The sequence below is a fragment of the Nonlabens xylanidelens genome (genome assembly GCF_002934445.1).
Taxonomy (GTDB): Bacteria; Bacteroidota; Bacteroidia; order Flavobacteriales; family Flavobacteriaceae; genus Nonlabens; species Nonlabens xylanidelens.
In genome coordinates, this window is sequence record NZ_PTJE01000007.1 from 53,625 (window position 1) to 79,217 (window position 25,593).

Here is a 25,593-nt window from a genome sequence, read left to right on the forward strand (position 1 = left end):
ATTAATTCTATGACTAAGGCCGGAGCAGAAATGCTTCTAGTTTCTAGTCTTTCTTGGTATGGTATTAAAAACAAAGTTGAAGTAGATGTGCTTATTCTTACGTCGTCAGACAATAGATTAGAGAAATTGATTGAAAGTTTTCCTAATGTGAAATTGATTAAAAATAAAGATTATTCTCTATATAATCCGATGTTGATTTTATATTTAAGAAGATATTGCAAAAGATATGATGTTGTTCATGCACATTTATTTCCTACTCTTTATTGGGTAGTGTTAGCAAATTATTTTAATAAAGTTAAAATTGTTTTTACAGAGCACAGTACTGATAATACAAGAAGAAAATACTTTCTATTAAAAATTATTGATAGATTTATTTACGGTAGGCTCAATAAAATAATTTGTATCTCTAACGCTGTTTTCAAAAATCTTATTAAACATCTAGGGGCAAAATTTAAAGCTAAAACATCAATTATCTTCAATGGTGTTGATGTAGAAAAAATAGTTGATTATGAAACTGCAACTAGAAATGAATTAGGGTTAGATAAAGAAGCAGTAATACTTGTTCAAATAGCTAATTTTCGAAAGGCAAAAAACCAACAAGTATTACTGGAAGCACTTTGTTTGTTGCCGAAAAAGTTTAATGTTATTTTTATAGGAGAAGGTCCACGTCTAGAAATTTTAAGACAAGAATCCAAAAGATTAGGTGTAGAGCAACAAGTTTTGTTCCTAGGTGCACTAGATAATCCTATACCTATATTAAAGTTAGCTGATATTAAAATTGTAGCTTCTAATTATGAAGGTTTTGGAATTGCGGCCGTAGAAGCTATGGCTAACGGCATTCCAGTGATTGCATCAAATGTAGATGGGTTAAATGAAGTGGTTTCTGATTCTGGATTGTTGTTTGATAATACATCTCAAGATCTAACGGCTTGTATAAATAAAATAATTGATGATAGATCATTGTATGACTTACTAGTAAAGCGTGGATTGGATAGAGCTAAATTTTTTAGTATTAAAAATATGGTAGAGTCTAATAAAAAAATTTATTTTGAGATAGTATGATGAAGGTTTTGGTTGTTTTTTTTCTAATATTTTTTATTTCTTCTTGTAATCGGGAATTTTCTAAAGATTTGCAGATGCCAATGCATTTTGATGAAATAAGAGATAATTGGAATAATAGAGAATTTGAAAATATTGTTAAAGAGTATAATCCAGTTGAAGTCTCCGATTATTTGCCAATTGGTCACCTTAAAGATGGGTCAGTTGATTACACAGAGTTTGTTAATAGAGCATTAAAGTTAAATAGTTCTGTAATCTTTCCTGATTTTCCTATTCTAATTAATCATACTGGCTGCAAATTGAAAAGCAATCAAAATTTAATTTTCAGGAAAGAAAGTTTGTTGATCCTTTCACCCAATAATAAAAAAGCGTACGCTATTCTTGACTTAAAAAATATTGAGAATGTTAATATCTTTAACCCATCACTTCAAGGAGATAGATTTCAACATTCAGGTGCTGGAGAATGGGGTATGGGAATAAGTATTAAATCTGCAAAAAATATTCTTATTTCAAATCCAACTATTAGAGACTGCTGGGGCGATGGTATTTATGTAGGCACTTACAATGGTGGTAATAGTTCTCAAAATATACAAATCAAAAATGGAGTGATAGATAGAAATAGACGCAACGGTATTTCTGTAATTAATATAGATGGACTCAATATTCAAGGTACTTTAATTAAAAACACATATGGAATAGCACCTCAATCTGCAATTCAAATTGAACCTAACAACAACAACGACAAGTTAAAAAATATTAAAATCAAGGATGTTATTACTGTGGATAACAAATTTGCAGGAATATTTATAAATACAACTAGACTTCAGGGAGCCGTTGACTCAATTGGAATTGAAATTTTTGATTTTAAAAATTATAATTCAAAATTTGGTATAGGTTATGTGTCATTGGATAAAATTTCAACAAAAGGATTAAAGGGAGTTTTGGGTATAGATGGATTTGTAAATACGAATTCAACACAAGCGTTTCATAGTTCAAAAATAGCTAATAATGATATCGTTCAAATCCATATTAAAGTTTCCGATTCCGTAACCTTACAGAGTGTGAGCGCTTTAGAAAGTATCGAAAACTTAAGAATTAATACTAATTAATTATAGGAATAGGTTTATTAACTTTTATTAGTTCTTTTGTAAAACCTAGAAGATCACTTCGTTTTAATCTTATTTTTGGAATGAATACATGAAGTATTGATTATTCAAGTTCTAATTAATAAAGAACCTCCATATAGATTTATATTTACAATTTTAAGAAATAGTTTTTAAGTAATCCATGAAAATTATTTAACAATAAATAAGCATATTATAATTTTACTACTGATTTATTTTTTAATAATAATAAAGTAGTTTATAGAACTTAATATTTTAAGAAAATTTGATGAACACAAAACCTAAAATACTCTATGTTGTGAACGTAGACTGGTTCTTTATATCTCACCGACTATGTATTGCTGAACAAGCTATTCAAAATGGTTGGGATGTTATCGTTGCAGCAGAAGATAGTGGTAGGAGTAAAGAAATTACCGCAAGTGGAATTGAATTTATACCTTTTCCATTCTCTAGGTCTGGAACAAACCCTTTGGTAGAGTTGCAGTTACTAATGAGATTTAGAAAGCTGTATAAGAATGTAGCACCTGACGTAGTACATCACATTACTTTAAAACCAGTTATTTATGGCTCTCTCGCAGCTAAGTTCACCAAAATCCCAGCGGTAGTTAACGCTGTCAGTGGTTTAGGTTATAATTTTACTGGAGATAATCAAGGAGCAGTAGCTAAGATTATGCTCAAACTTATGAAGGTTGGTTTTAAACATAAAAACATAGGTTTTATCTTTCAAAATAAAGACGATCGTTCAGAACTTAGAGATTTAGGAGTTTTGAATGAAAAAAATAAAATATTCTACATTAAGGGTTCTGGAGTGAATTTAAAGAAATTCAATCATACAGCACTGCCTGTAGGAGATAGGGTTATTATCTTATTTCCTGTAAGAATGTTATGGGATAAAGGAGTTGCAGAGCTTAGAGCAGCAACTGATTTGTTGAAAGAAAAATATAGTAATAAAATTCAATTTATTTTATCTGGTCTCGCAGATAATGATAACAAAGCTGGAGTAAGCTCTACCTATCTTAAAGATTGGGAAGATGGTGAGTATGTTAAGTGGATAGGATATCAAAAGGATATGGTGGCTGTCTATAAAAATAGTCATGTTGTAATTTTACCTTCTTATAGAGAAGGAATGCCTAAAACTTTGATTGAAGCTTGCGCCATAGGAAGAGCAATTGTTACAACAGATGCTATAGGTTGTAGAGAGTGTGTTGACGAGGCTGTTAATGGATTTAAGGTACCTGTCAAATCTACTAAGGAATTAGCAAATGCTATCGAAAGACTTATCCTTAACCCAGAATTAATGACGCAAATGGGAATTGCTTCAAGAAAAAAAGCCGAATTAGAATTTGATCAATTAAATGTGATTAAAAAACACTTTGAAATCTATCAAGAACTTCATGAATCATAAAATTATTATATCTGGCGCAACAGGTTTCGTAGGTAAAAATTTAGTTCCCTTTTTAGAGAATAAAAACTGGTCTGTTACTCCGCTTTCGCGAAAGCGAGAACAGAATAATACATCATTGAACTATGAGAATTTAACTGTAGATGATTTTAATGCTGCCTATGCATTCATTCACCTTGCGGGAAAAGCACATGATTTAAAGAAAACTTCTCTAGATGATGAATATTACGAAGTAAATACAGAGCTTACTAAGAGCTTATTTGACTTATTTTTACAGTCCGACTCTAAAGTGTTTATATATTTTAGCTCGGTAAAAGCAGTTGCAGATGAAGTAAAAGGAACCTTAAAAGAGGATCATCCTTATGAGCCAGGAACCGTTTACGGTAAATCAAAAGCACTCGCTGAACAGTATTTATTGAGTAAGACCATACCGTCAGATAAAAAATTATACATCCTTAGGCCTTGTATGATTCATGGTCCAGGTAATAAAGGAAATTTAAATTTATTGTATAAAGTAGTTTCTAAGGGAATTCCATATCCACTAGCATCTTTTGATAATAAGAGATCTTTTGTTTCTGTTACCACTATTACTGAGGTAATAGAGAATTTGTTAACTAGACTACCTAATTCTGACGTATTTAATATGGCAGACGATTATTCAATTTCTACCAATGAATTAATAAAAGTAATGGCTATAGCAATTGATAAGAAACCTAAATTGATTTCTATAAATTCTACTTTCATAAAATGGATGGCTAGTGTAGGTACTTTATTGAGATTACCTTTTAATAAAGAACGATTACAAAAGCTGACAGAATCATATGAAGTAAGTAATAAAAAGATGAAGACTGTTTTAAAAATTGATACACCTTTTGATACTAAATACGGTTTAACAACTACTATACAATCTTTTAAAACTATATAATGATCTATATTCTCGTTTTTATAGTATTAGCTATACTATCTTTTATTTATTATAAGCTAGCAGATAGATTTAATATAATCGATAAGCCTAACCACAGAAGTTCACATACTCAAATTACAATTAGAGGAGGCGGAATTATCTTTTATATAGCTTTAGTTATATATTTTATCACTAGTGGTTTTTTGTACCCTTATTTATTTATAGGAACAACGATTATAGCTTTAGTTAGTTTTGTCGATGATTTAAAACCACTACCACCATCGGTTAGGCTACCTGTACAATTTATCGCTGCAGCCATGGCTATCTATCAAGTGAGTATTGATTTTCCAGTTTTATCCCTGATTTTATTACTTATAGTAGGAGTAGGCTTTATAAATGCCTATAATTTTATGGATGGGATCAATGCTTTAACGGGAGTTTACTCGATAATAATTGTTGGTTTTTTGTATTTCTTCAATAGTAAAGAGATTTCGTTTGTTGATCCTGATTTGTTAATGTATCTATTATTTTCTTTAGTTATTTTCGGATATTATAACTTTAGAAAAAAGGCACTTTTTTTCTCGGGAGATGTAGGGAGTATTTCTATAGCAGTTATTATGCTTTTTCTAGTGTATAAATTTTATGTAGTCTTAAACGCACCAGTAGCTTTATTGTTAGTGGCAGTATATGGAGTGGATAGTGTTCTCACTATCGTGAGAAGAATTAAAATGAAAGAAAAAATATCTGAAGCGCACAGACACCATTTATATCAGATGTTTGTAGATTCAAAAAAGTATTCTCATATAAAAACATCTTTGATTTACGGTGGTACTCAACTATTATGTTGCGTGATTGTTTATTATACTTATTCCTTAGAGATGTGGACTCAAATATTAATAACACTAACGACATTAGTTTTCCTTGCTTTAAGCTATTTTTTACTGGTGCGTTATTTTTTAAACTTACGATCGAGAACTATTTAACTTCATGAAAAAACGCATTCATTTATCGCCACCTGTTTATGAACAGGGCGTTGCACTTCCGATGTCTATAGACGGTGGTGTTTATGAAGCTATTAATAAAGATATATTAACTTTTGAAAATAGGATTAAAGAATATTTAAATACAGATAAAGAGGTTGTTGCGTTAAATTCAGGTACCTCGTCCATTCATATGGCGTTAATTCTTGCAGGTGTTCAAAAAGGCGATGTAGTTTTTTGCCAGTCTATGACTTTTGTAGCTTCTGCAAATCCTATTTTATATCAAGGTGCTGTACCTGTGTTTGTTGATAGTGAAGTAGGTACATGGAATATGTCTCTTGAATTTTTAAAAGAAGCATTTTATGAATGTTGTAAAAAAGGAAAGACCCCTAAGGCAATAATAGTAACTAGTTTATATGGAATTTCTAGTAATATGGATGCTATTCTCGCTTTCGCGAAAGCGAAACAAATACCAATTATAGAAGATAGTGCAGAGGCTCTAGGCGGTAGTTATCAAGGACAAAAATTATCAACCATAGGTGATTATGGTATTCTATCTTTTAATTTGAATAAAATTGTAACTACTGCTGGTGGTGGAATATTGGTGGTAAAAACGATAGAAGAAAAAGAAAAGGCTATATCTCTAGCAACCCAAGCTAAGGAAAACTTGAATTATTATCACCATGAAACAGTAGGATACAATTACAGGATAGGTCATTTAAACGCAGGATTAGGGATAGTTCAGTTAAAAAAAATAGGAAGTAACCTGAAAAGTAAAAAAGTTAATTTTCATTTTTATAGTTCTCTTTTTGAAGATATTGATGGTGTTATTTTGCATAAAGAGCCAAGTGATGATTTTGTATCTAACCACTGGTTAAGTGCTATTCTAGTAGACGCATCAAAAACAGGTGGTATCACTAGAGAAGATATAAGACTCGCTCTAGAAAAGGATAACATAGAATCTAGACCCTTATGGAAGCCTATGCACATGCAACCACTTTATAAGGACTATCCTTATTATGGTAATAAAGTTTGTGAAACTTTATTTGAAAATGGATTGTGCTTGCCGTCTGGTTCTAATTTAACTGATGCAGATAGAGATAGAATCTCTGTTTCCATAAAGACTTTATTCAGCAAATAAAACGCTTATATTTTTTACATATGAATATAGCCGGTGTTTCAAAACACCGGCTGTATTGCTTTTACGTCGGATCAATAGTTAAAAGCATCTTTTTGTACGACAAAGAGATGTTGCTATATAGATTCTTGATCCATTTTTTTTGCAGGCATATTTCATATCTTAACGAAGAGTTAATCTAAGTAAATTCCTATAAAAAGATAATGGAATTACTTTTACGACCTTAAATAAATATTATGAAAAAAATATTACTATTAGTGGCGTTTATCGTATCAAATCTGACGATTGCGCAAACTGTTTTAAATCAAGGCGATTTGGCTTTGATAGGTTTAGATACCAATGATGAAGTTTTTTCATTTGTATCATTGGTTGATATGCTCCCAGGTACGGAAATATATTTTACTGATGAAGAATTCGGAGGAACTACTTTTTCTACAAATGAAGGTACAGTTTTGTATACTGTGCCGAGTACAGGTTATATTGCAGGAACAGTCATTATAGGAGATAGTAACGGAACGGAGGTTAATTTCTCGTCAACTTCTGATGGTGCCATGGTTTTAGGTAATAGTGGTGATGGTGTAACAGCCTATCAGGGTACTTTATCATCTCCAACTATGATTTTATTTGCTATTGGAGAAGATAGTGGAGATATTGGTAACTTTTATTCTGGACCGCAATTGTTAATTGGAGCAGATAATGGAGATTACCAAGGTGTTAGATCTGGTGATTCGGTTACATTATTTCAATTATTTCAAGACGCAGCTAATTATAACACAAACGGTAACTCGTTAGGTGGATTAAATAGTACTTCGCTAACGATTAATAATGGCCCGGCAACGACATCACTGCAGTTTGATCCTAACTCTTTAACGGTAAATGAAGATGCTGGTACTGTAGATCTTACGGTTTCTATTTCTAATGAGTCTACAAGTAATGCTACCACGGCAGATGTTGTTCTTACATCTGGTACGGCTAGTAGTATCAATAACTATACTGCTCAATCCGTTACATTTCCTGCAGGTAGTTCAATGAATCAAATCGTGACGGTAACGGTTACTGATGATATGATTGAAGAACTAGATAAAGATTTTACTTTTGAGATTCAAAATATAGTGGGTGGCGATATGGCTGCTACTGGTACAAATAATACATTTACACTAACCGTATTAGAAGATGATATTGCACCTATTTCTTTACCTTATACAGAGAGTTTTGATGATTGTGCTGATAATAAATGGGTCGCTTTTGATCAAGCTGGTGATGATGTATGGGTTTGTAGTTCTGGAGCTTATACTATGAATGGTTTTGGTGGTACGGAAGATATAGATTGGTTAATTACAGAAGTACCAGTTGATTTTCCTACGGCGGCAAGTCTTAATCAAATAGAGGTAACCACTTCAGAGCGTTATGGTAATGCTACAAATGAAGCAGGAGAATTCTTATTGAGATATTCTACAGATTATGATGGATCGGGAGATCCAACTATGGCTACTTGGACAGAACTAGTTTTTGATCCTAATAATACTTCTTCAAGTAATTCAGCTTCTGCATCTTCTACAACAATGGTTGATGCTTCTGCTATTCAAGGTCAGGCTTATATAGCATTTTTATATGATAACACAGGATTAGGTGCTGAAGAATGGGTAGTGGAAGAAATAGAGATTACTACCTTACCAGCCAGTGCAAATCTTGCACCTTCAATAGCAAATATCTCAAATAGTCCAGTTGCTCCAACTTCTACAGATGTGGTGACGGTAAATGTAGATGTTACTGATGCAGATGGTTTGAATAGTGTAGAACTGCAATATGGTTTTGCTTCTGGTGTTTATGATCAGACTCCTGTAGCTATGGTATTGTCTAGTGGTGATACTTATCAAGCAAATATCCCAGCGCAATTAGATGGGACAACTGTGTATTATCAAATAGTTGCTATAGATGCAAACGCTTCACCAGAAACAGCAACTAGTACAGAGCAGAATTACATAGTTTTAGATCCGCAACTTCAAGGTCTTCAAATAGATGTTGTAGATACAGCTTATTTAATTGATTTTGATAATACGGTTGCAAATGTGAATAACGGACCTTTTGATGGTTCAGGATTTGTAACTGTACCTTCAGTTGGACAACTAGATGCAGATGCTTTTGCAATAAATGGTTTACAAGATGCGACAACTGACTTCGGAGATGAGCAGTCAGGCAATGATTTCGGAAAAGGAGTTTCTGACGGTGGCGTTTCAAGTGGTGGTATATATGCATTTGAAGTAGCTGCAGGAGATTATGCATTAGGAGTGCAACCTACAGGTAGTGACTTTACACCTGGTACTATCTTCTTTCAGTTTACTAACAACACGGGAGCTGTAGTTACCGATTTATCTGTAGCTTATGATTTTTATGTTTTTGATAATGAGAATAGAGCAAATGATTTTAGATTTTCTCATGGTTCAGATACATCTTCTCTTACTGAGGTGACTGATGCGGCACTTTCTTCAATGCTAGGGCAAGATGCGATTGAAGAATGGAAACGCAATGCAGTAGCAATGGATCTAACAGGTTTGAATATAGCCGCAGGCGATACTTATGTGTTAGCATGGTCTTCTGCAGATAGTGGAAGTAATTCTTCTGATGAGATAGCGTTAGATAATATCCAGTTAATTGCAAATCCTTCTAGTCAAAAAATCGCTCTAAGTGGATTTTTAGAATCATTAACTTTATTAGGTGATGTGAATTTGAACAATACGACTGAATTGAATGGTTTCTTAAAATTAGTTTCAGGAGATTTAGCAACAAATGATAATTTGACTCTGAAATCTATTGATAGTAAAAGCGCTGTAGTAAGAGAGGTGATCGCTGGTACAGTAACTGGAGACGTAAAAGTAGAGCAGTTTTATCCAGCTCAAAGAGCGTTTAGATTTATAGGTTCTTCTGTGGATATGACAGGAAGTGTTTATGATAATTGGCAGCAAGCTGGCCTAAATGTAGATGATGCAGGTTATATAGCAGGAAATGGTACACATATTACAGGTGGATCAATGGCTGACGGTTTTGATGTGTCTGGTTCTAATAATCCATCTGCATTTAGCTTTAATGAAGATACACAGCTTTGGGAAAGTACTTCTGCTACAAATTCTACTAGTTTAACTGCAGGTGATGCTATACGTGTATTAATTAGAGGAGATCGCAGTGTTTCTTTAACAACAGCTGGTGCTTTACCATCTAGTACTACATTGATCTCTAACGGATCTTTGTCTTTGGGAGATTTTACAACATCAAATTTATCCACTACAGAAGGTGGTTTTAACTTTGTAGGTAATCCATACCAAGCACAAGTGAATTTAAATAGCGTTTTAAATGATGCTGCTACAGAGGATATCGATGTAAGTGAATATTATGCTTGGGATCCAACTATTGGGGCTAGAGGTGCTTATGTGACTCATAATTTTGTACTAGGAAATAGTAATGCAACATCTGAAGTTAGTGAGTTCGTACAACCAGGTCAGGCATTTTTTGTTACTACTGCCGAAGATGGAAGTAATGCTGCTGCACTTGCACCAAGTATTACTTTTAAAGAATCTTATAAGTCAACAAGCTTTGAAACGACTAATACCTATCGTAATTCTAATGTAAATGAGCAGATATCTGTTTCTCTATATACAGATCAAGAATTGGCTTCAGGTAAAGCTAGAGATGGTGTTTTAATATCATTTAATTTGAATGCATCTAGTGCAGTTAGTGCAAACGGTGCTGTAAAACTTCAGAATCCTGATGAGAACTTGTCTGTTGAGACATTAAACTCGTCATTAAGTATTGTGGAGCGTTCGGAGCCAGTAGATAATGAGTTAATACCGTTGAAATTAAATGGTTTAACTTCTACTGATTACACATTTGATATCAATACTACATTAACTAATCTACAGACTTTATTTGTAGATCATTTCTTAGGTACTGAGACTTTAATGGCAAATGGTAGTAATCTTGTCTCTGTTAGTTTTGATACTACAAACGCGGCAAGTGTGGATGAGAATAGATTTGAATTAAAGTTTTTAAACAGCACATTGTCTGTTGGTGATATCGCTTTCGCGGAAGCGGTACAAGTATATCCTAATCCAGTAAACGGAGATAGTGTTACTATCGGAAACCTAATCGCAGGTGAGTCTGTGAAAATTTCTATTTATAATACATTAGGTCAACTTATTGTTTCTTATCAAAAAGAATCGACTAACGGTAATGAAACAGTTGCAAATATGAATAGTCTAACAAATGGAATTTACTTGTTAAAAGTAGAACAAGATAAAGTAGCGACCACTAAGAGAATTATAAAAAACTAAAGATGAAAACAAATAAAATTTTACTTACAATTTTTGTAATCGTCACATTTTCAGTTGTAATAAATGCTCAAGCAGCGTTTGATCCTGAAGTAGAGGACGTGGCAGCATTACCAGGGCTATTAGCTGCTGCTATTGCAGGTTTATTGATAGGCGGTAAAAAATTGTTACGCAAATAGTAAGCTGTAAAACTTATGTAAATTAAGGGCAATGTTTAACGCATTGCCCTTTTTTTTGTGCTATTTTTGCGCCAAGGGAAAATGAAAATAGAATATTTTAAAAATAGATTGGCTCAAATCTTTTGGAATGGAGATAATTCTCTACAATTAAAAAATTTGAGGTATTTGCCACGTTGGATGGTAATCGCAATAGATGTTTTTCTAGTTGTGATATCTTTCTGTATCTCATTTTTAGTAGTAGAAAATATTGCTACTAGCTTTTATCAAGTGCTTTCTATCTTTCAACAAGCAGTATTCTTCACGCTTGTTTATTTAGCTTCTTTTTTTGTTTTTAGTACATATTCTGGGCTTATAAGGCACAGTACTTTTGTAGATATTTTTAAAATAGCATTTGCTTGTGTAGCCAGTACTGCGGTAATAGTAGTTGTGAATTATGGCTATTATCTTATATATGATCAGAAAATATTTTTAATGCCATTTTTGATTATCAACATGACAACTACCTTTGTTGCTTTGTTGTTATTTAGGGTAATGGTTAAGAGATTGTATTCTTTTGTGTCTCATGGAAAACAGAAAATTTATGATGTTTTAATAGTTGGGGTAAATGATGATAGCATTGCTCTAGCTGAAGCATTAACGACTTCTAAGACACAAAGTTTTAATCTAGCTGGTTTTATCTCTTTTAAAAACGATCATCAACGTATCAAGATTTTGGGAAAACCTATTGTTAAATATGGTAGTAAGTTTTATGATAAAATCGCACCTATGAAGGTGAATGGTCTTATTATCGCTGGCTCTCAATTATCCATAGCTCAAAAAAATGAGTTGGTGGATAAGGCGCTGGCAAATGATTTGAAAATATTTAATGTTCCTGATATTACACAGTGGACAGATAAGGAAGATGTTAGTACAAAGATTAAAGAAATTCAAATAGAAGACCTTTTAGAGAGAGAGGCTATTCATCTCGATGATAGTCAGATTTCTAATTATTTAGAAGATAGAGTTGTTTTGATAACTGGTGGAGCAGGTTCTATAGGAAGTGAGATCGTAAGACAAGTTTCTGATTATAATCCGAAGTGTGTACTTATATTAGATCAAGCCGAGTCTCCTTTATATGATCTAGAGTTAGAGTTAAAAGAAAAGTTTCCTGATGTAGCCTATAAATTTATCCTTGCAGATGTAAGGCGTAGGGAGAGGTTAGAAAGTATATTTGAAGCTAATGATATTTCGGTTGTTTTTCATGCTGCAGCATATAAACATGTCCCAATGATTGAATCCAATCCTAGGGAAGCTGTATTTGTTAATATATTAGGTACTGTTAATTTAGCAAACCTTGCAGTAAGTAAAGGAATAGATCGATTTGTAATGGTGAGTACAGATAAGGCTGTGAATCCAACTAATGTGATGGGTGCTAGTAAAAGAGCAGCAGAGATTTATGTACAATCCTTACAGCAACATTCTACTGGTACTACTAAGTTTATTACCACAAGATTCGGTAATGTGTTAGGTTCGAATGGGTCTGTAATTCCTTATTTTAAGAAGCAAATAGAAAGCGGTGGGCCTGTTACCGTGACTCATCAAGATATTATTAGGTATTTCATGACTATACCAGAAGCTTGTCAACTAGTGTTACAAGCTGGTACCATGGGTAATGGAGGTGAGATATTTGTATTTGATATGGGAAAACCTGTACGCATCATGGATCTTGCAGAACGTATGATCAAGTTATCAGGCTTTAAACCATATGACGAGATAGATATCAAAATAATAGGTCTAAGACCTGGAGAGAAATTATATGAAGAATTATTAAGTGATGATTCTAAGACCTTACCGACACATCATCAAAAGATTATGGTAGCTAAGGATGAACCTTATGGTTATGAAAATGTAACTCGTTATTTAAAAGAAATTGAGATAGCAACTCAAGATTTCAATGATGATTTAGTAGTCATGAAAATAAAGCAAATGGTGCCTGAATTTATTAGTAAAAACAGTGTATTTGAATTGCTAGACAAGAAAGTAAAATTATAGAAATAAGTATCTTTGCAAAATGAAAAATATCTTAATTAAATCATCTTTAATATTAATCTTTGTAGCTTTAGTCACCTCTTGTGTATCTAAAGATAAGATTCTTTATGTTCAAGATATTGACTCTGCGTTAACAGAAAGAGAATTGAATTACGAGTCCATTATAAAAAAGGATGATATTCTTAGAATTATTGTAACTAGCGAGAACATGAAACTAGTACAGCCTTTTAATCAAGTAGTTAACCCAACGGCTAATAACGATTTGACGATCACTTCTCAAAATAAACTACTTGGTTACCTTGTTAATAATGAAGGTAATATTTCATTCCCTTTATTAGGTGATATAAAGGCTGCAGGAATAAGCCGAAAAGACTTAACTGATACTATTCAAAATAGATTGAGAGCAGAATATGTTAAGGATGCAACAGTAGACTTGAGAGTTGTTAATTTTAAGATCACCGTATTAGGTGAGGTGACTCGACCAGGAAATTATAATTTTGATTACAACCGTATTACTTTACTTCAAGCTATAGGTATGGCTGGGGATTTAACTATTTATGGTAATAGAAATAATGTTACCGTATGGAGAGATGTGGATGGAGTTCAAAAGGTTCATAAATTGGATCTTACTAAATCTGATTTTATAGACTCAGAATATTACTACCTTCAACAAAATGATGTGATCATAGTGGAACCTAATAATGCACAAGTACAAGCAGCAGGTTTTAATAGAAACGCCTCTCTTTACGTATCGATAGCATCGGTGTTGCTATCCTTAATAGTTGTTCTTTCAAGAAATTAATTTATGAGTACTACAAATATGGAGGCTAATCAGGCTCTTTCACTTAAAGATCAGATTAATCAATACTTAAGGTATTGGCCATGGTTTATAATCAGTGTTTTCATCTTTTTATTATTGGGTTTCGTTTATTTAAGATACGCTAGTAAGGAATATGTAGCATCAACAAAAATTTTAATAAAAGATACTCAGAGTGGTGGTGGATTATCTGAGCTTTCTGCATTAGGAGATATAGATGTATTGGGAGGCTCTTTCAATACAGTAGAAAACGAGATGGAAATCTTAAATTCTAACAAGCTTATTAATGATGTGGTGTCTAATCTGGATTTGAATATTGTTTATACGCGAACAGGAAATATTAAGTCTACCAATATCTATAAGAATAGTCCTATTAAACTATCGATTTTAATTGATTCATTATCTAATACAATTTCTGAGTCGATAGATTTAATGATTAGATATGTAGATGATAATAAGTTTGAAATTAAGTATAAGGAGGACTTAAATTATGTAGTTCATGAATATGGCGCATCGTTTAAAATGAATGATTTAGACTTATTAGTCGTTCCAGATTTTAACCATTCAAGAAATGCTTCTCGATCTAATGATGTAGAACACGAAAACTGGAAAGACTTATTTATTTCTATTAAATCGATTAATGATGTTACCAAATCTCTAAAGTCTGAATTAAACATTACTAAAGCAGATAAAAGAGGTAGTGTTCTAGAAATTACTTTAGTAGATCCAGTAAAGGAGAAAGCTGAAGATATTCTTAATAATCTGGTAGTTGTTTTTAATGAAGATGCTATAAAAGATAAGAATCAAGTGGCTCAAAATACGGCCAAATTCATTGATGAACGCCTTGCCGATATTCAAAAAGACCTCGATAGTTTGGAACGTGGCATACAAAATTTTAAGACTACTGAGAAATTAACAGATTTGGTAGCTGAATCTGCCTTGAACTTACAATCCTCTGCAGGGATTACTCGAGAATTGATTGAATCTAGGACGCAGTTAGAAATAGCTAGGCTAATTAAGAATAAACTGAATAAAGAGAGTTATAACTTTATTCCTGAAAATATTGGTTTAGAAAATTTAAACATTCAACAAGCGTCTAATAGTTATAATTCATTGGTTCAAGAATATAATAGATATAAGGACAATGCTACAGCTGATAACCCAATTCTTAAAAGATTGAAAGATGAAATAGATAGTTTAAAACAAGCTATTCTTTTATCTCTGAACAATACTATTAATTCTATAGAAATTCAAAAACAAAGTCTGACTAGAGAGTTAGGTTCTGTTTCTGGTAAAATTTCTACAGTTCCTGAAAACGAACGAATAGCTAGATATATAGAAAGAGACAGAGAAGTTGTCGAAGCTATTTATTTATTATTAAATGAGAAGAAAGAAACAACTGCGATTTCTTTAGCAGTTACTGCACCTAAAGCGAAGATTGTTGATTTTGCACTTGCTTCTAAGGATCCAGTATCACCTAAACCAAAGATTGTTTATTTAGCTATGATGTTGATAGGTTTCATTCTTCCTGGTGCGATAATTTATGGAAGGTCCATTTTCTATAATAAAATTGAGTCTAGAAATGATGTAGAGAGAGGATTACCTAATGCTAATATTTTAGGTGAAGTACCTAAGTTAGATAAGGATAGTGTCGATTATATTGTGTCTAACGATAGATCTGTCTTAGCTGAGTCTTTTAGAATTATAAGAACGAACCTTCAATATAAGTTGAATGCTTTAAATCATGATGGTACTAAAATCATTTTGGTAACTTCTACCATCAAGGGTGAAGGGAAGACACTTGTTTCTTATAACATTTCAAATACATTTGCATACTCTGGGAAGAAAGTATTGCTTATAGGTGGTGACATTAGAAACCCTCAATTACATAGGTATTTACCTAACGTATCAAAGAGAACAAAAGGGGTTACAGAATACCTTACAAATGATCAACTGACTGTAGAAGAGTTAGCAATGACCTCTAAGGTTAATCCTAACCTTGATATCATTCTTTCGGGAGCTATACCACCTAATCCTGCAGAATTGTGGATGCAAGATAGAACTAAGGACTTATTTGAAGAAGCTAAGTCTTTATATGATCTGGTAATTATTGATAGTGCACCTACTATATTGGTAACCGATACATTATTGATTAATAAGTATGCTGATGTTACAACTTATGTTACAAGAGCAAATTATACAGACACTTCATTATTAGAATTTGTTGCAGATACTATTGAAGATGGAAAATTGAGTAATGTAGCGGTAGTTGTAAACAACGTTAAGTTAGCTAACTTCGGTTATGGTAATAAGTATGGATATGCTTATGGAGAGGAAAAGAAAACTTGGTTAGATCTCTTGAAAAAGAAATTTTCAAAAGGAAAATCTTTCGAATAAGATTTTCCTATATTAAATATTAAATATAAGCTTGTGGTTTTCCACAAGCTTTTTTATTGAATCAATTTGATTCTTTTTAATTTTTATAGTTTTTATTTTTTTTAGGTGTGATGGCTTGTGAGCGTCTGTTCCTATGAACTCATACATCCCTTTATCTAGAAGTGATTTTGCTTTTTGAAAAGAATCTTCTCCATAATGTTCTGTTAAGGAAAGTAAATTGAGTTGCAACTCAAATCCTCTATCTTTTAAGTCTTGATAGGCGTCTATTGATTTAATATATCGGTATCTCTCTGGGTGGGCTAGTATAGGTTTTAAATTTTTTTGACACATTTTAAAAACTAACTCCTCAAGGTTGTTAGGTTTTTGAAAATAAGATAACTCCGTCAGGATGTAGTTCTTATGGATACATAAATAATTATTAGTATCAATTAGGTTTTCAAATTCACCATCCATCATGTATTCGGAAGCAGTAGAAATAATAAAACCTCTATGATTGCTTGCATCTAAGGCTAATTTGGTTTGATTAAATTTCTCAGTAATCCCAATTGCATCATTCCCATAATAATCTTCCATGGTATGAGGTGTTGCAATACAACTTCTAAAACCTAATTCTTTAAAAGCTCCTATCATTTCTAAGGTGGTTTCTAGGTCTTTTGATCCATCATCTATACCTGGTAGTATGTGATTGTGAATATCAACGACGTCTTCTAAGAAATCGACTAAAAAAACAGATTTGTTAAAGAAAAACATAATTTAATTATTTAATAATTTTTGAACATCAAGAAGTAGGTATTCATTAGGGAATAGCTCCTCTAGAATAGTTTTGTATTCCGCATTATTTTTTAAAGCATTTTGTAAATGAAACTTTCCTTTTATTAAATCACCACTTTTTAAATAAAGGCCAGCGATTCTGTAAAGAAGTCCTGCTTCTTGTGGGTAAAATTCTAATCCATTTTCGACATTTACTATTGCGGTATCTAACTCGCCTAAAAATAATAGAAGGTCACATCTATCAATCCATGTAGAGAGTTCATAATTACCTAATTCAATAGCTTTCCTGAAGCCGTATTCTGCCTCTTCAATAAAATTGAGCCTTCTGTTTATTGATGCATACTTCGTCCAATACAAAGCATTGTCGCTGTCTACTTCTGTTGCTTTTTCAATATAAGTTAATGCTTTTTGAAAATCGAGACGTTGGGTGTAAAAATTTACTATGGCTAACCATCCCTTATCTAGCAAAGGATCTTCTTTAACGGTTTCTTTAAAATAATGTATGGCTTTTTCATCTACGCCTAGTTTTTCAAAGCATTTACCTAATCGCAAGTAAGCAAATGATGTTGGGTCATCGAGTTTTAAAGTAATTTGATAATTTTCTATTGCTTCATTATACCTGCCTAGTTTTTCAAGAACCTTTCCTTTTTCTAAATAAGCACCCACAAAATGATCATCTGATATGATAGCAAATTCAAAAGCAGCTAGTGATTTCTCATACATTTTTATGTCAAAATACTGTTTACCTACTTGGTGCCAGGCCACCTCACTATATGGGTTTTTATTTAAGAATAAGTTTAAAAAATCTATAGCCTGTTGATGTTCTTGTAAAAAATCAAAACAATAAATGATGTTGTAAAGAGCAGAGTAATCTGTGTCATCTAGCTCGAGACATTTCATAAAATTAACCTTAGCATTTGAATAATCTTCTATAAAAAGAAATTCCATCCCTATAAGATTATAGACATCTGCTTGATCTAGTGTTAAATCTAGAGCTATCTTGAGTAGATGTATCGCTTTATCATGTCTTTCTGTTTTAGAAAAAATATTAGCTTTTTGTATGTAAACTTCGGCATTTTGAGGTTCTAGTTCAAATAACTCATTAAGAACCTCTTCGGCTTGAGAGAATTGATCGTCAAAAATATACATCTCTGCTTTGAATAGCTTCAAATTTGCAGAAGATGGATGCTGTGATATACCTAAACTAATAGCTTTTCGGGCTAGAACCATTTTTCCTTCATCGAGATAATGTTCTATTATCTCTTCAAATTCTCCACTGTCAAAGAATCCAACTTCATTGGACTTTAACATGAGTTCAAACTTTTTTATGCTCAAACCTTCATCACCATTTAAATCAAAATGCATACATAGAATATTAAAAATTCTTGTTTTACTAAGTTCAATTTTTTTGCCAAATTATAGGCAAAAACAAGATTTCTCTTGTCAACAACTTATAAACAGAGTCTTTTAGGGTTAATTGGAATAGAAGTTTTCAGTAACTTCTATAAGTGTTTTACATGCAAATTCTATTTCTGAATTTGTTATAGTATACGGTGGAGTGATCCTGATAGCTCGTTTTTCAAATAATAATAAGAAAAAAATCACACCGCGATTTCTACATTCCTCTACTATTTGAGTTGTAAACTTATCATCGGGCAATAAAGCTATAAGCATAAGGCCTTTACCTCTTACTTCCTTAATGTTTTTGTGTGTTAAGCTTTCGCGAAAGCGTAACTCTTTATCTAACATTTCTAACATGTACCCACCATGTTCAACTTCTTGTAAAGTGGCTAGTGCAGCCGCTGCGATTACAGGATGTCCTCCGAATGTGGTAATGTGTCCTAACATGGGTGAGTTTGATAATTGTGACATATGTTCTCTACTCGCAGTTAATGCGCCAATGGGAAGGCCTCCTGCGAGTCCTTTGCCGGTCACGACAATATCTGGTACAATGTCTAACTGAGTGAAGTAAAACATGCTACCTGTGCGGCCTATACCAGGTTGTATCTCGTCTATAATGAGCAAGGTATTTGTTGCTTTACAGCGTTTACTTAGTTCTTGTGCCCATATTTTATTAGGTATTTTAAAGCCAGCACCGCCTTGAATACTTTCTATAATAACAGCTGCGGTATTTTTATTAATCTTCTTTAAATCTTGAAGGCAATTAAAATTGATATGTGATATACCTGGAAGTAAAGGTCTGAAAGGTGCTTTGCGCTCTTCAAAATCCATTAGGCTCAGTGACCCTAACGTATTACCGTGATAGGCGTTTCTCATAGCGATGATTTGAGATTTTCCAGTTACTTTTCGGGCTAGTTTTATAGCGGCCTCTATCGCCTCGGTACCGCTATTTACCAGATAAGTGGTTTCTAATGGAGCCGGTAGGAGAGAGGCTAGTTTTTTACACAATAATACAGCTGGTTCTTGAGCATACTCTCCATAAACCATGACATGCATATATTGATCTACTTGTTGTTTTATCGCTTTTACAACGACAGGGTGACAATGTCCTAATGGTAGTGCACTTACACCTGCAACCATATCTAAATATTTCTTGCCAGATTTATCATAGATATAATTTCCCTTTGCACTGGATATCTCTACTCCTGGTGCATAGGGTGTGGTTTGTGCTTGGTATTTATAAAAATCATCCTTCATTTTCTTTCTCTTCCTTTATAGCATCAGGAGTATCTGTAGATCTGGTTTTAAGATCTTCTTCTTTTAATCTTGAGTTCTTATTGATGTTAAATGGTGTTTCTTTTTTGAAGAAATCCTCTTCGATATCAGGTAATGGTATCCCTTGAATTGGGGTTAAAATAGGTTTTGGTTTGCCTCTGAAAAGATCTTCTTTTGATATTATTCTTTCATCGCCTCGCCATTTAAAGCCTCTTAAAGTTCGAGCATTTTCAGGTAATTCTTCTGGAGGGTATGTCTTATCGTCTGGATCATCATAATTTGTGATAACGGTCATTTCTTTATTTTGAAAAAGAATCTCCATCCTACCGCTAGTACCTTTGTTTATACCTATTAATTCTTGTTTGTCATTGCGTGAATAGATTAAATTTTCAACATTCTTATTAATATTGACGACTTCTAATTGACTAGAATCATTAAATTTACCAATAAGTTCTTTTCCTTTTATTTGATTAAAACCACCGCTACTATCTTGGTCTACTATAAATGCATTATAGAAGACGTGCAAACTGTCCAGACGCTCTGTTAAGGTGTTGCTTTGAATATGTATGCTATCTCCTGTCATCTGGCTGTTACCACTCCACAATACTGGTTTAGTAATCATTTTAGTAAGTCCAGTACTTTGCCTAGTGACTATCGAGTCACATCTACCACTGAGGTTGCTTTTAAATAAACGTACATCATAAAAACCTCTTACTATTCTATCATTTTCGGGACCTGTGACCATGAGTCTATCTGCATGTATGTATACACTATCTTGATCTTGAATAGAAATTGCAACGGCTCTTTTAGTTATAAAGACAGAATCTTTTGCTCGATACACTTCTGCATAGTGTCCTTTAATAATAGATTTATTTATTGTGTCGGTTACGACTATGTTATTAGTCGCACTAGCAAATGATCTGCCTCGATTAAAGTATAGGCTATCTCCAGTGACGGTTCTATTGTTGTAGTCTATCCTAGAGTTCTTTATGAAGTAACCTTCGTCATTTCTAGTGTCATAAAAACCTCTTTCACAATATACAGTGCTAGTTTTTCCCTTTATAGTAGATGGTCCATACATTCTAGTATGCCCAGTGTCGGTATAGAAGTTAAGGTGATTACTATCTATGGTGTATTCTGGATTTGTCACTTTTACGTCATCAAGAAACTGGTAACGTTTTTCTTTAATAAAATAACGACCGATTCTGCTTTCTAAAGTACTAGCAGTGTCTTTTACAGTACCGCCACTTCTATAATAAGCTTCTTGCTTTGCACGATCAAAGAATAAGGTGTCTGTTTTGAGTGTCGTCTCTGGGTTTCTCATAAAAACATCACCACTGGCAAATGCTAGTTGAGAAGTACCATTATATTCTGCATATTCAGAGCTCATTTTTATAGAATCACCTTGATGTATACGTACGTTTCTAAATATTCTTATAAAGTTATCTTTCTGATATAAAACAGCTCGGTCACACCACATTTCTATGCCTTTGTGTTGTACAAATACTTGTTTTCTATCATTACCAGAATAAATTACTGCGCCAGGAAAAAGGTCTTCATTAATTTCTCTTAGACCACCAGTTACATTAATTAAAGAATCATTTACTGTTTCCTGTGCAATGGCAGTATATGAAAGTGACATGAATATAAAGAAAAGAAGTTTTTTCAAGATTGTGTTTTTAGAGAGTTCAAAATTACGAAAATGCATAATGCTTTAACTAAACGTTTCTTTATAGATTAATTATATTATAAACAAAAAAAAAGCGTCCTCAAGGACGCTTTTTAAATTTATGTAAGAGTTGAATCTTTATAATTTAATACTAGTTATCGTTAGAGATTCCTCCTGTCCCGCAATCATCTTTGCAGAAAGAGTTAGTAGTACCTACTGAGTCACCAACTTGATCACCATCTAGCCAGATACCTTTGCTTTCGCTGATACCACCATTACTATTAAGTCTATATAAAACAGCATAAACAGAGTTGCAAGTGCATTCGTCTATACAACTGTCAGAAAAAGTATAAGTTACTTTAGTTTTTCTACTACCGAAACAGTTTCTAATGTTAAAACGACATACGTTAGGAGTACCGTCTGCAGTTAGTGGAAGATCATCACAATCTTCATCGATGTTCATAAATACAGAGTAAATAAACCATCCATCTGTTGATTCTAATGTATATGTAAATTTTGTGTTATTGCTGCTTATAGGACCTCCTAAAATACCATCTTGTACTTTAGCTATTTTTAGGTTAAGAATGCTTTCTCCAGTTGCAGGGTCAATACCATCTTGATCTACACAGTTACCAAATTCTGGGTTAGTAATAGGTAATAATTTATTTAAATCACTTACAGCAACAATAGACTCGATATCATAAGGGTAAACAGATGCGTCTGGATTAATTGCCTCAGGAACTAAACCGTTAGATAACGCGTCTTCTTCCATAAAGTTGATAAATCTTTCTTCGCTTAATGCTGTTACATCTACAAGATCTGCTCTATCTTCATTAGTCTCTTCTACAGAACAAGAAATGATAGTAAATGCGGCTATAAATAAAAGTAATAATTTTTTCATCATGTTTGTTTTACATGACAAAACTACAATAAAACAGAAGTTAGATTTTAAAATAATTGTTTTTTTCGACCTAAGGTGTTATTTATTCGACTTTCAACAATTATATTCATAAACATCTGCTTTTCAAATATTTAACAAATGCATTTTATCGATATAACATGCGTTTAACGTTTTTCTAGGTACTTTTTTGATCTATTCAATCTGCCAGGTCATTTTAGTACTTGTTAAATCTTCTGTAGATACTTCAGTTTCTGTAATAGCAGCTTTTCCAGTTGAGCTATTCTTTAAAGAAAGTACCTCGTATTTAATTAAATTCCATCCTTCCTGAATGTCTAATTGATAAGAATCTATTCTAGAATAAATTTCGTTAGAGTTATCTTCAAAAAGATTTTCTGAAACTTGTTCACCTATGATAGAGATAGGACCTTTGGCATAAATGTAATAATAGTGATATCCTTTTTCTGGAGTAGCATCACTTTTTCCAACTGCGTAGTCCACAAAGTTTTTGCTCGAACTAGAAAATATATAATGAGTTTTTTCTGGTGATATTATTTCAAATCTAAAGAACTTACCAGCATAGGCTATTAATTCTTTTTTACCAGTAAAATCTAGCTCGCTAGCATTTGGAAAACTATCTAATGCGCTAGTGAATTCTAGGTTGTATTCTGCATCAGGAGAAGAGTTATAGGTGTTAAAAGAATTACGTGTGATGGCATCAAAATCCTGAGGTAATTCAATTTTAAAAGTACCATTATTAGCTATTTCTCCACCTATTATAGGTTCAACAAAATAACCCATAATATTGATTTCACCATTTATTCCTTCTGGATTAGAGACTTTACCTTCAATAAATAATACGTTTTCTGTGTTGTCTTCAATGCTATCTTCTTTTTCTTTTTCGGTTGTTTTACAGCTGGTTAAAATTATGAGAAATGCTAGCAATAGGTGTCTTTTAATCATCTTGTTTTATTTGATTTAAACATAGAATCTAATATAAGATTGATTCCTTGAAATATAAATACTATGGCCAGTAATGCAAATGCTATTCCTGGCATTAAAAAAATAATAGGGTGTTCAGACCCTGCTCCTATATATATAAGGATAGGGCCAGCAAATAGAAAAAGTACGCTTATAGCAAGCTTTTTAATTCCTTTACCTAAGACTTCTCTATCTGTTGATGTTTGCGACATAATGTTAGCAAATTCCTTGATGTTCAATAGCGTTTCTTACACTACCATGATCGATTAATAACTTTCTAGCAATTTCATAATTTACACCTGTCGCTTCCATAATCATACGTGTACCTCGATCTACTAGCTTATCATTACTTAACTGCATATCGACCATTTTATTACCTTTTATATGGCCTAGTTGAATCATAACACTGGTACTGATCATGTTAAGAATCATTTTTTGCGCTGTACCAGCTTTCATCCTGCTGCTGCCGGTAATGAATTCAGGGCCCACAATTACTGCTATAGGATGTGTGGCAACTTGATCTAATGGACTGCCTGGATTACAAGTAATGCATCCAGTGGTAATTCCCATTTTATTGCAACTTTCTAGACCGCCTATGACATATGGTGTAGTGCCGCTAGCTGCTATTCCTATAACTACATCTTTATTAGTTATTTGGTAGTTTTCTAGATCTTTAAATGCTTGTTTTTCATCATCTTCAGCATTTTCTACAGCTTTTCTAATTGCTGTATCACCACCGGCAATAATACCTATGATTTTATCATAAGAAACACCGAATGTCGGTGGACATTCACTAGCGTCTAGTACACCTAAACGACCACTAGTTCCAGCGCCTATATAAAATAGACGGCCACCAGTTTTCATTTTAGAAACAATTTCTATTACGAGTGACTCAATAAGTGGTATTACCTTTTCTACAGCAATTGCTACTGTTTGATCTTGTTCATTAATACTACTTAATAACTCTCTAGGACTCATCTTTTCTAGATGATTGTAATGAGAATCTTGCTCTGTTATTTTATTAAATGCCATGATGTTGGTATCGCTTTCGCGAAAGCGGTATTTTAATTAAACTAATAAGATATGGTATCCATGATTTCTAATCCATAACCTATAATTCCTATGCGTTTACTTTGCTCAGAGTTAGTCATCAACTTAATTTTAGTAATGTCTAAATCATGAAGTATTTGCGCGCCTATTCCATAATCTTTATTATCAAGATTGCGTCTAGGAGCTTTAATACCACCGTTTTCTTGTAGATCTTTAAGCTCTTCTAATCTACCTAACATGTTTTCTGGCTCAAACTGCTGGTTAATGAATACTATCGCGCCTTTCCCTTCTTTGTTTAATTGATTAAACATTGCATCTATCTTTCTGTCGGCATCGCTAGTAAGGGTAGAGAATAGGTCATTATTTACCTGTGTAGAATTCATACGTGTAAGAACGGTTTCTTCTTTTTCCCAATCACCTAGAGTAAGTGCTATGTGAATTTGATCGTTAGTTGTTTGTTGATATGCACGTAAACGGTACTCACCAAAACGTGTTTTTAACATAAAGTCCTCTTTCTTTACGATAAGGCTATCATGTTTCATCCTGTAAGCAACAAGATCTTCTATAGATACTAATTTAAGGTTGTGTTTTTTTGCAACCTCTATTAATTGTGGTAGACGTGCCATGCTACCATCTTCATTCATGATTTCTACTATAAACCCTGCAGGTTCATGACCAGCAAGTCTTGCAAAATCAATGGCTGCCTCTGTATGTCCTGTTCTTCTTAGAACACCGCCATCTTTTGCCTTAAGAGGAAAAATATGTCCAGGTTTACTTAAATCGTGTGGTTGTGTGTCTTTATCAATAATCGCTTGTAGAGTTAAAGCTCTATCTCCCGCACTTATTCCAGTGGTCACACCGTGACCTCTTAAATCTACTGAAACGGTAAAAGCCGTTTCCATAGGATCAGAATTATTTACTACCATCATGGCTAGATCTAGTTCTTTACATCTAGATGCGGTAATAGGTGCGCAAATTAATCCACGCCCATGTGTGGCCATAAAATTCACTAATTCTGGTGTTGCAGATCTAGCGCTGGCAACAAAGTCACCCTCGTTCTCACGATTTTCATCATCTACAACTATAATGGCTTTACCATTTTTTATATCTTCTATAGCATCTTCTATGCGGTCTAATTGAAAGGTAGGAGCGGCTTTTTCTTGAGTAATCATAAGGAGTTATTGATTTAAAAAAAACA

20 protein-coding genes are annotated in these 25,593 nt (G+C 33.1%); 11 read left to right on the top strand and 9 right to left on the bottom strand.

Annotated features, from left to right (window positions below):
- Positions 1–9 precede the first annotated feature (9 nt).
- From LY01_RS12625 to LY01_RS12670, 11 genes are all read left to right on the top strand, one after another.
- Complete coding sequence (locus LY01_RS12625) at positions 10–1,062, top strand: glycosyltransferase family 4 protein (RefSeq protein WP_170034642.1); 1,053 nt, start codon at positions 10–12, stop codon at positions 1,060–1,062.
- On the top strand, positions 1,059–2,168 hold the full coding sequence (locus LY01_RS12630) for a right-handed parallel beta-helix repeat-containing protein (RefSeq protein WP_104516222.1): 1,110 nt from the start codon (positions 1,059–1,061) through the stop codon (positions 2,166–2,168). Before LY01_RS12625 ends, LY01_RS12630 begins: the two co-directional genes overlap by 4 nt.
- Positions 2,169–2,451: 283 nt before the next feature.
- The gene (locus LY01_RS12635) at positions 2,452–3,588 is read left to right on the top strand and encodes a glycosyltransferase family 4 protein (protein ID WP_104516223.1); all 1,137 of its coding nucleotides are present in this window, start codon (positions 2,452–2,454) and stop codon (positions 3,586–3,588) included.
- On the top strand, positions 3,578–4,510 hold the full coding sequence (locus tag LY01_RS12640) for an NAD-dependent epimerase/dehydratase family protein (protein ID WP_104516224.1): 933 nt from the start codon (positions 3,578–3,580) through the stop codon (positions 4,508–4,510). The genes LY01_RS12635 and LY01_RS12640 overlap by 11 nt, the downstream gene beginning before the upstream one ends.
- The gene (locus tag LY01_RS12645) at positions 4,510–5,472 is read left to right on the top strand and encodes an MraY family glycosyltransferase (RefSeq protein WP_104516225.1); all 963 of its coding nucleotides are present in this window, start codon (positions 4,510–4,512) and stop codon (positions 5,470–5,472) included. The genes LY01_RS12640 and LY01_RS12645 overlap by 1 nt, the downstream gene beginning before the upstream one ends.
- Before the next feature lie 4 nt (positions 5,473–5,476).
- On the top strand, positions 5,477–6,610 hold the full coding sequence (locus tag LY01_RS12650; protein WP_104516226.1) for a DegT/DnrJ/EryC1/StrS family aminotransferase: 1,134 nt from the start codon (positions 5,477–5,479) through the stop codon (positions 6,608–6,610).
- 233 nt (positions 6,611–6,843) lie between these two features.
- Positions 6,844–10,932, top strand: coding sequence for a T9SS type A sorting domain-containing protein (locus LY01_RS12655; protein WP_104516227.1), 4,089 nt, complete (start codon positions 6,844–6,846; stop codon positions 10,930–10,932).
- A gap of 2 nt (positions 10,933–10,934) precedes the next feature.
- A complete protein-coding gene (locus LY01_RS15175) occupies positions 10,935–11,108 on the top strand; it encodes a hypothetical protein (protein WP_170034644.1) in 174 nt (57 codons plus the stop codon).
- Between the two features lie 81 nt (positions 11,109–11,189).
- Positions 11,190–13,139, top strand: a complete 1,950-nt coding sequence (locus LY01_RS12660) for a polysaccharide biosynthesis protein (protein ID WP_104516228.1) — start codon at positions 11,190–11,192, stop codon at positions 13,137–13,139.
- Between the two features lie 19 nt (positions 13,140–13,158).
- Positions 13,159–13,938: a polysaccharide biosynthesis/export family protein gene (locus LY01_RS12665; protein WP_104516229.1), complete on the top strand. Its 780-nt coding sequence runs from the start codon at positions 13,159–13,161 to the stop codon at positions 13,936–13,938.
- Positions 13,939–13,941: 3 nt separating this feature from the next.
- Positions 13,942–16,350, top strand: a complete 2,409-nt coding sequence (locus LY01_RS12670) for a GumC family protein (protein WP_104516230.1) — start codon at positions 13,942–13,944, stop codon at positions 16,348–16,350.
- A gap of 12 nt (positions 16,351–16,362) precedes the next feature.
- On the opposite strand, the gene LY01_RS12675 is transcribed toward LY01_RS12670, so the two are convergent.
- From LY01_RS12675 to ribB, 9 genes are all read right to left on the bottom strand, one after another.
- Entirely contained in the window at positions 16,363–17,100 is a 738-nt protein-coding gene (locus LY01_RS12675) for a tyrosine-protein phosphatase (RefSeq protein ID WP_104516231.1), read from the bottom strand.
- A gap of 3 nt (positions 17,101–17,103) precedes the next feature.
- The gene (locus LY01_RS12680) at positions 17,104–18,486 is read right to left on the bottom strand and encodes a tetratricopeptide repeat protein (RefSeq protein ID WP_104516232.1); all 1,383 of its coding nucleotides are present in this window, start codon (positions 18,484–18,486) and stop codon (positions 17,104–17,106) included.
- Between the two features lie 108 nt (positions 18,487–18,594).
- A complete protein-coding gene (locus LY01_RS12685) occupies positions 18,595–19,779 on the bottom strand; it encodes an aspartate aminotransferase family protein (RefSeq protein WP_104516233.1) in 1,185 nt (394 codons plus the stop codon).
- Positions 19,769–21,466 carry an OstA-like protein gene (locus tag LY01_RS12690; protein WP_245890727.1) on the bottom strand — a complete coding sequence of 566 codons (1,698 nt, stop codon included), beginning with the start codon at positions 21,464–21,466 and terminating at the stop codon, positions 19,769–19,771. The genes LY01_RS12685 and LY01_RS12690 overlap by 11 nt, the downstream gene beginning before the upstream one ends.
- A 151-nt stretch (positions 21,467–21,617) precedes the next feature.
- A complete protein-coding gene (locus LY01_RS12695; RefSeq protein ID WP_104516235.1) occupies positions 21,618–22,367 on the bottom strand; it encodes a hypothetical protein in 750 nt (249 codons plus the stop codon).
- Positions 22,368–22,559: 192 nt separating this feature from the next.
- Positions 22,560–23,327, bottom strand: a complete 768-nt coding sequence (locus LY01_RS12700) for a PH domain-containing protein (RefSeq protein ID WP_104516236.1) — start codon at positions 23,325–23,327, stop codon at positions 22,560–22,562.
- Entirely contained in the window at positions 23,324–23,557 is a 234-nt protein-coding gene (locus LY01_RS12705) for a DUF6095 family protein (protein ID WP_104516237.1), read from the bottom strand. Before LY01_RS12705 ends, LY01_RS12700 begins: the two co-directional genes overlap by 4 nt.
- 4 nt (positions 23,558–23,561) lie before the next feature.
- The gene (murQ, locus tag LY01_RS12710; RefSeq protein ID WP_104516238.1) at positions 23,562–24,377 is read right to left on the bottom strand and encodes an N-acetylmuramic acid 6-phosphate etherase; all 816 of its coding nucleotides are present in this window, start codon (positions 24,375–24,377) and stop codon (positions 23,562–23,564) included.
- Positions 24,378–24,418: 41 nt separating this feature from the next.
- On the bottom strand, positions 24,419–25,567 hold the full coding sequence (gene ribB, locus LY01_RS12715; protein WP_104516239.1) for a 3,4-dihydroxy-2-butanone-4-phosphate synthase: 1,149 nt from the start codon (positions 25,565–25,567) through the stop codon (positions 24,419–24,421).
- Positions 25,568–25,593 lie beyond the last annotated feature (26 nt).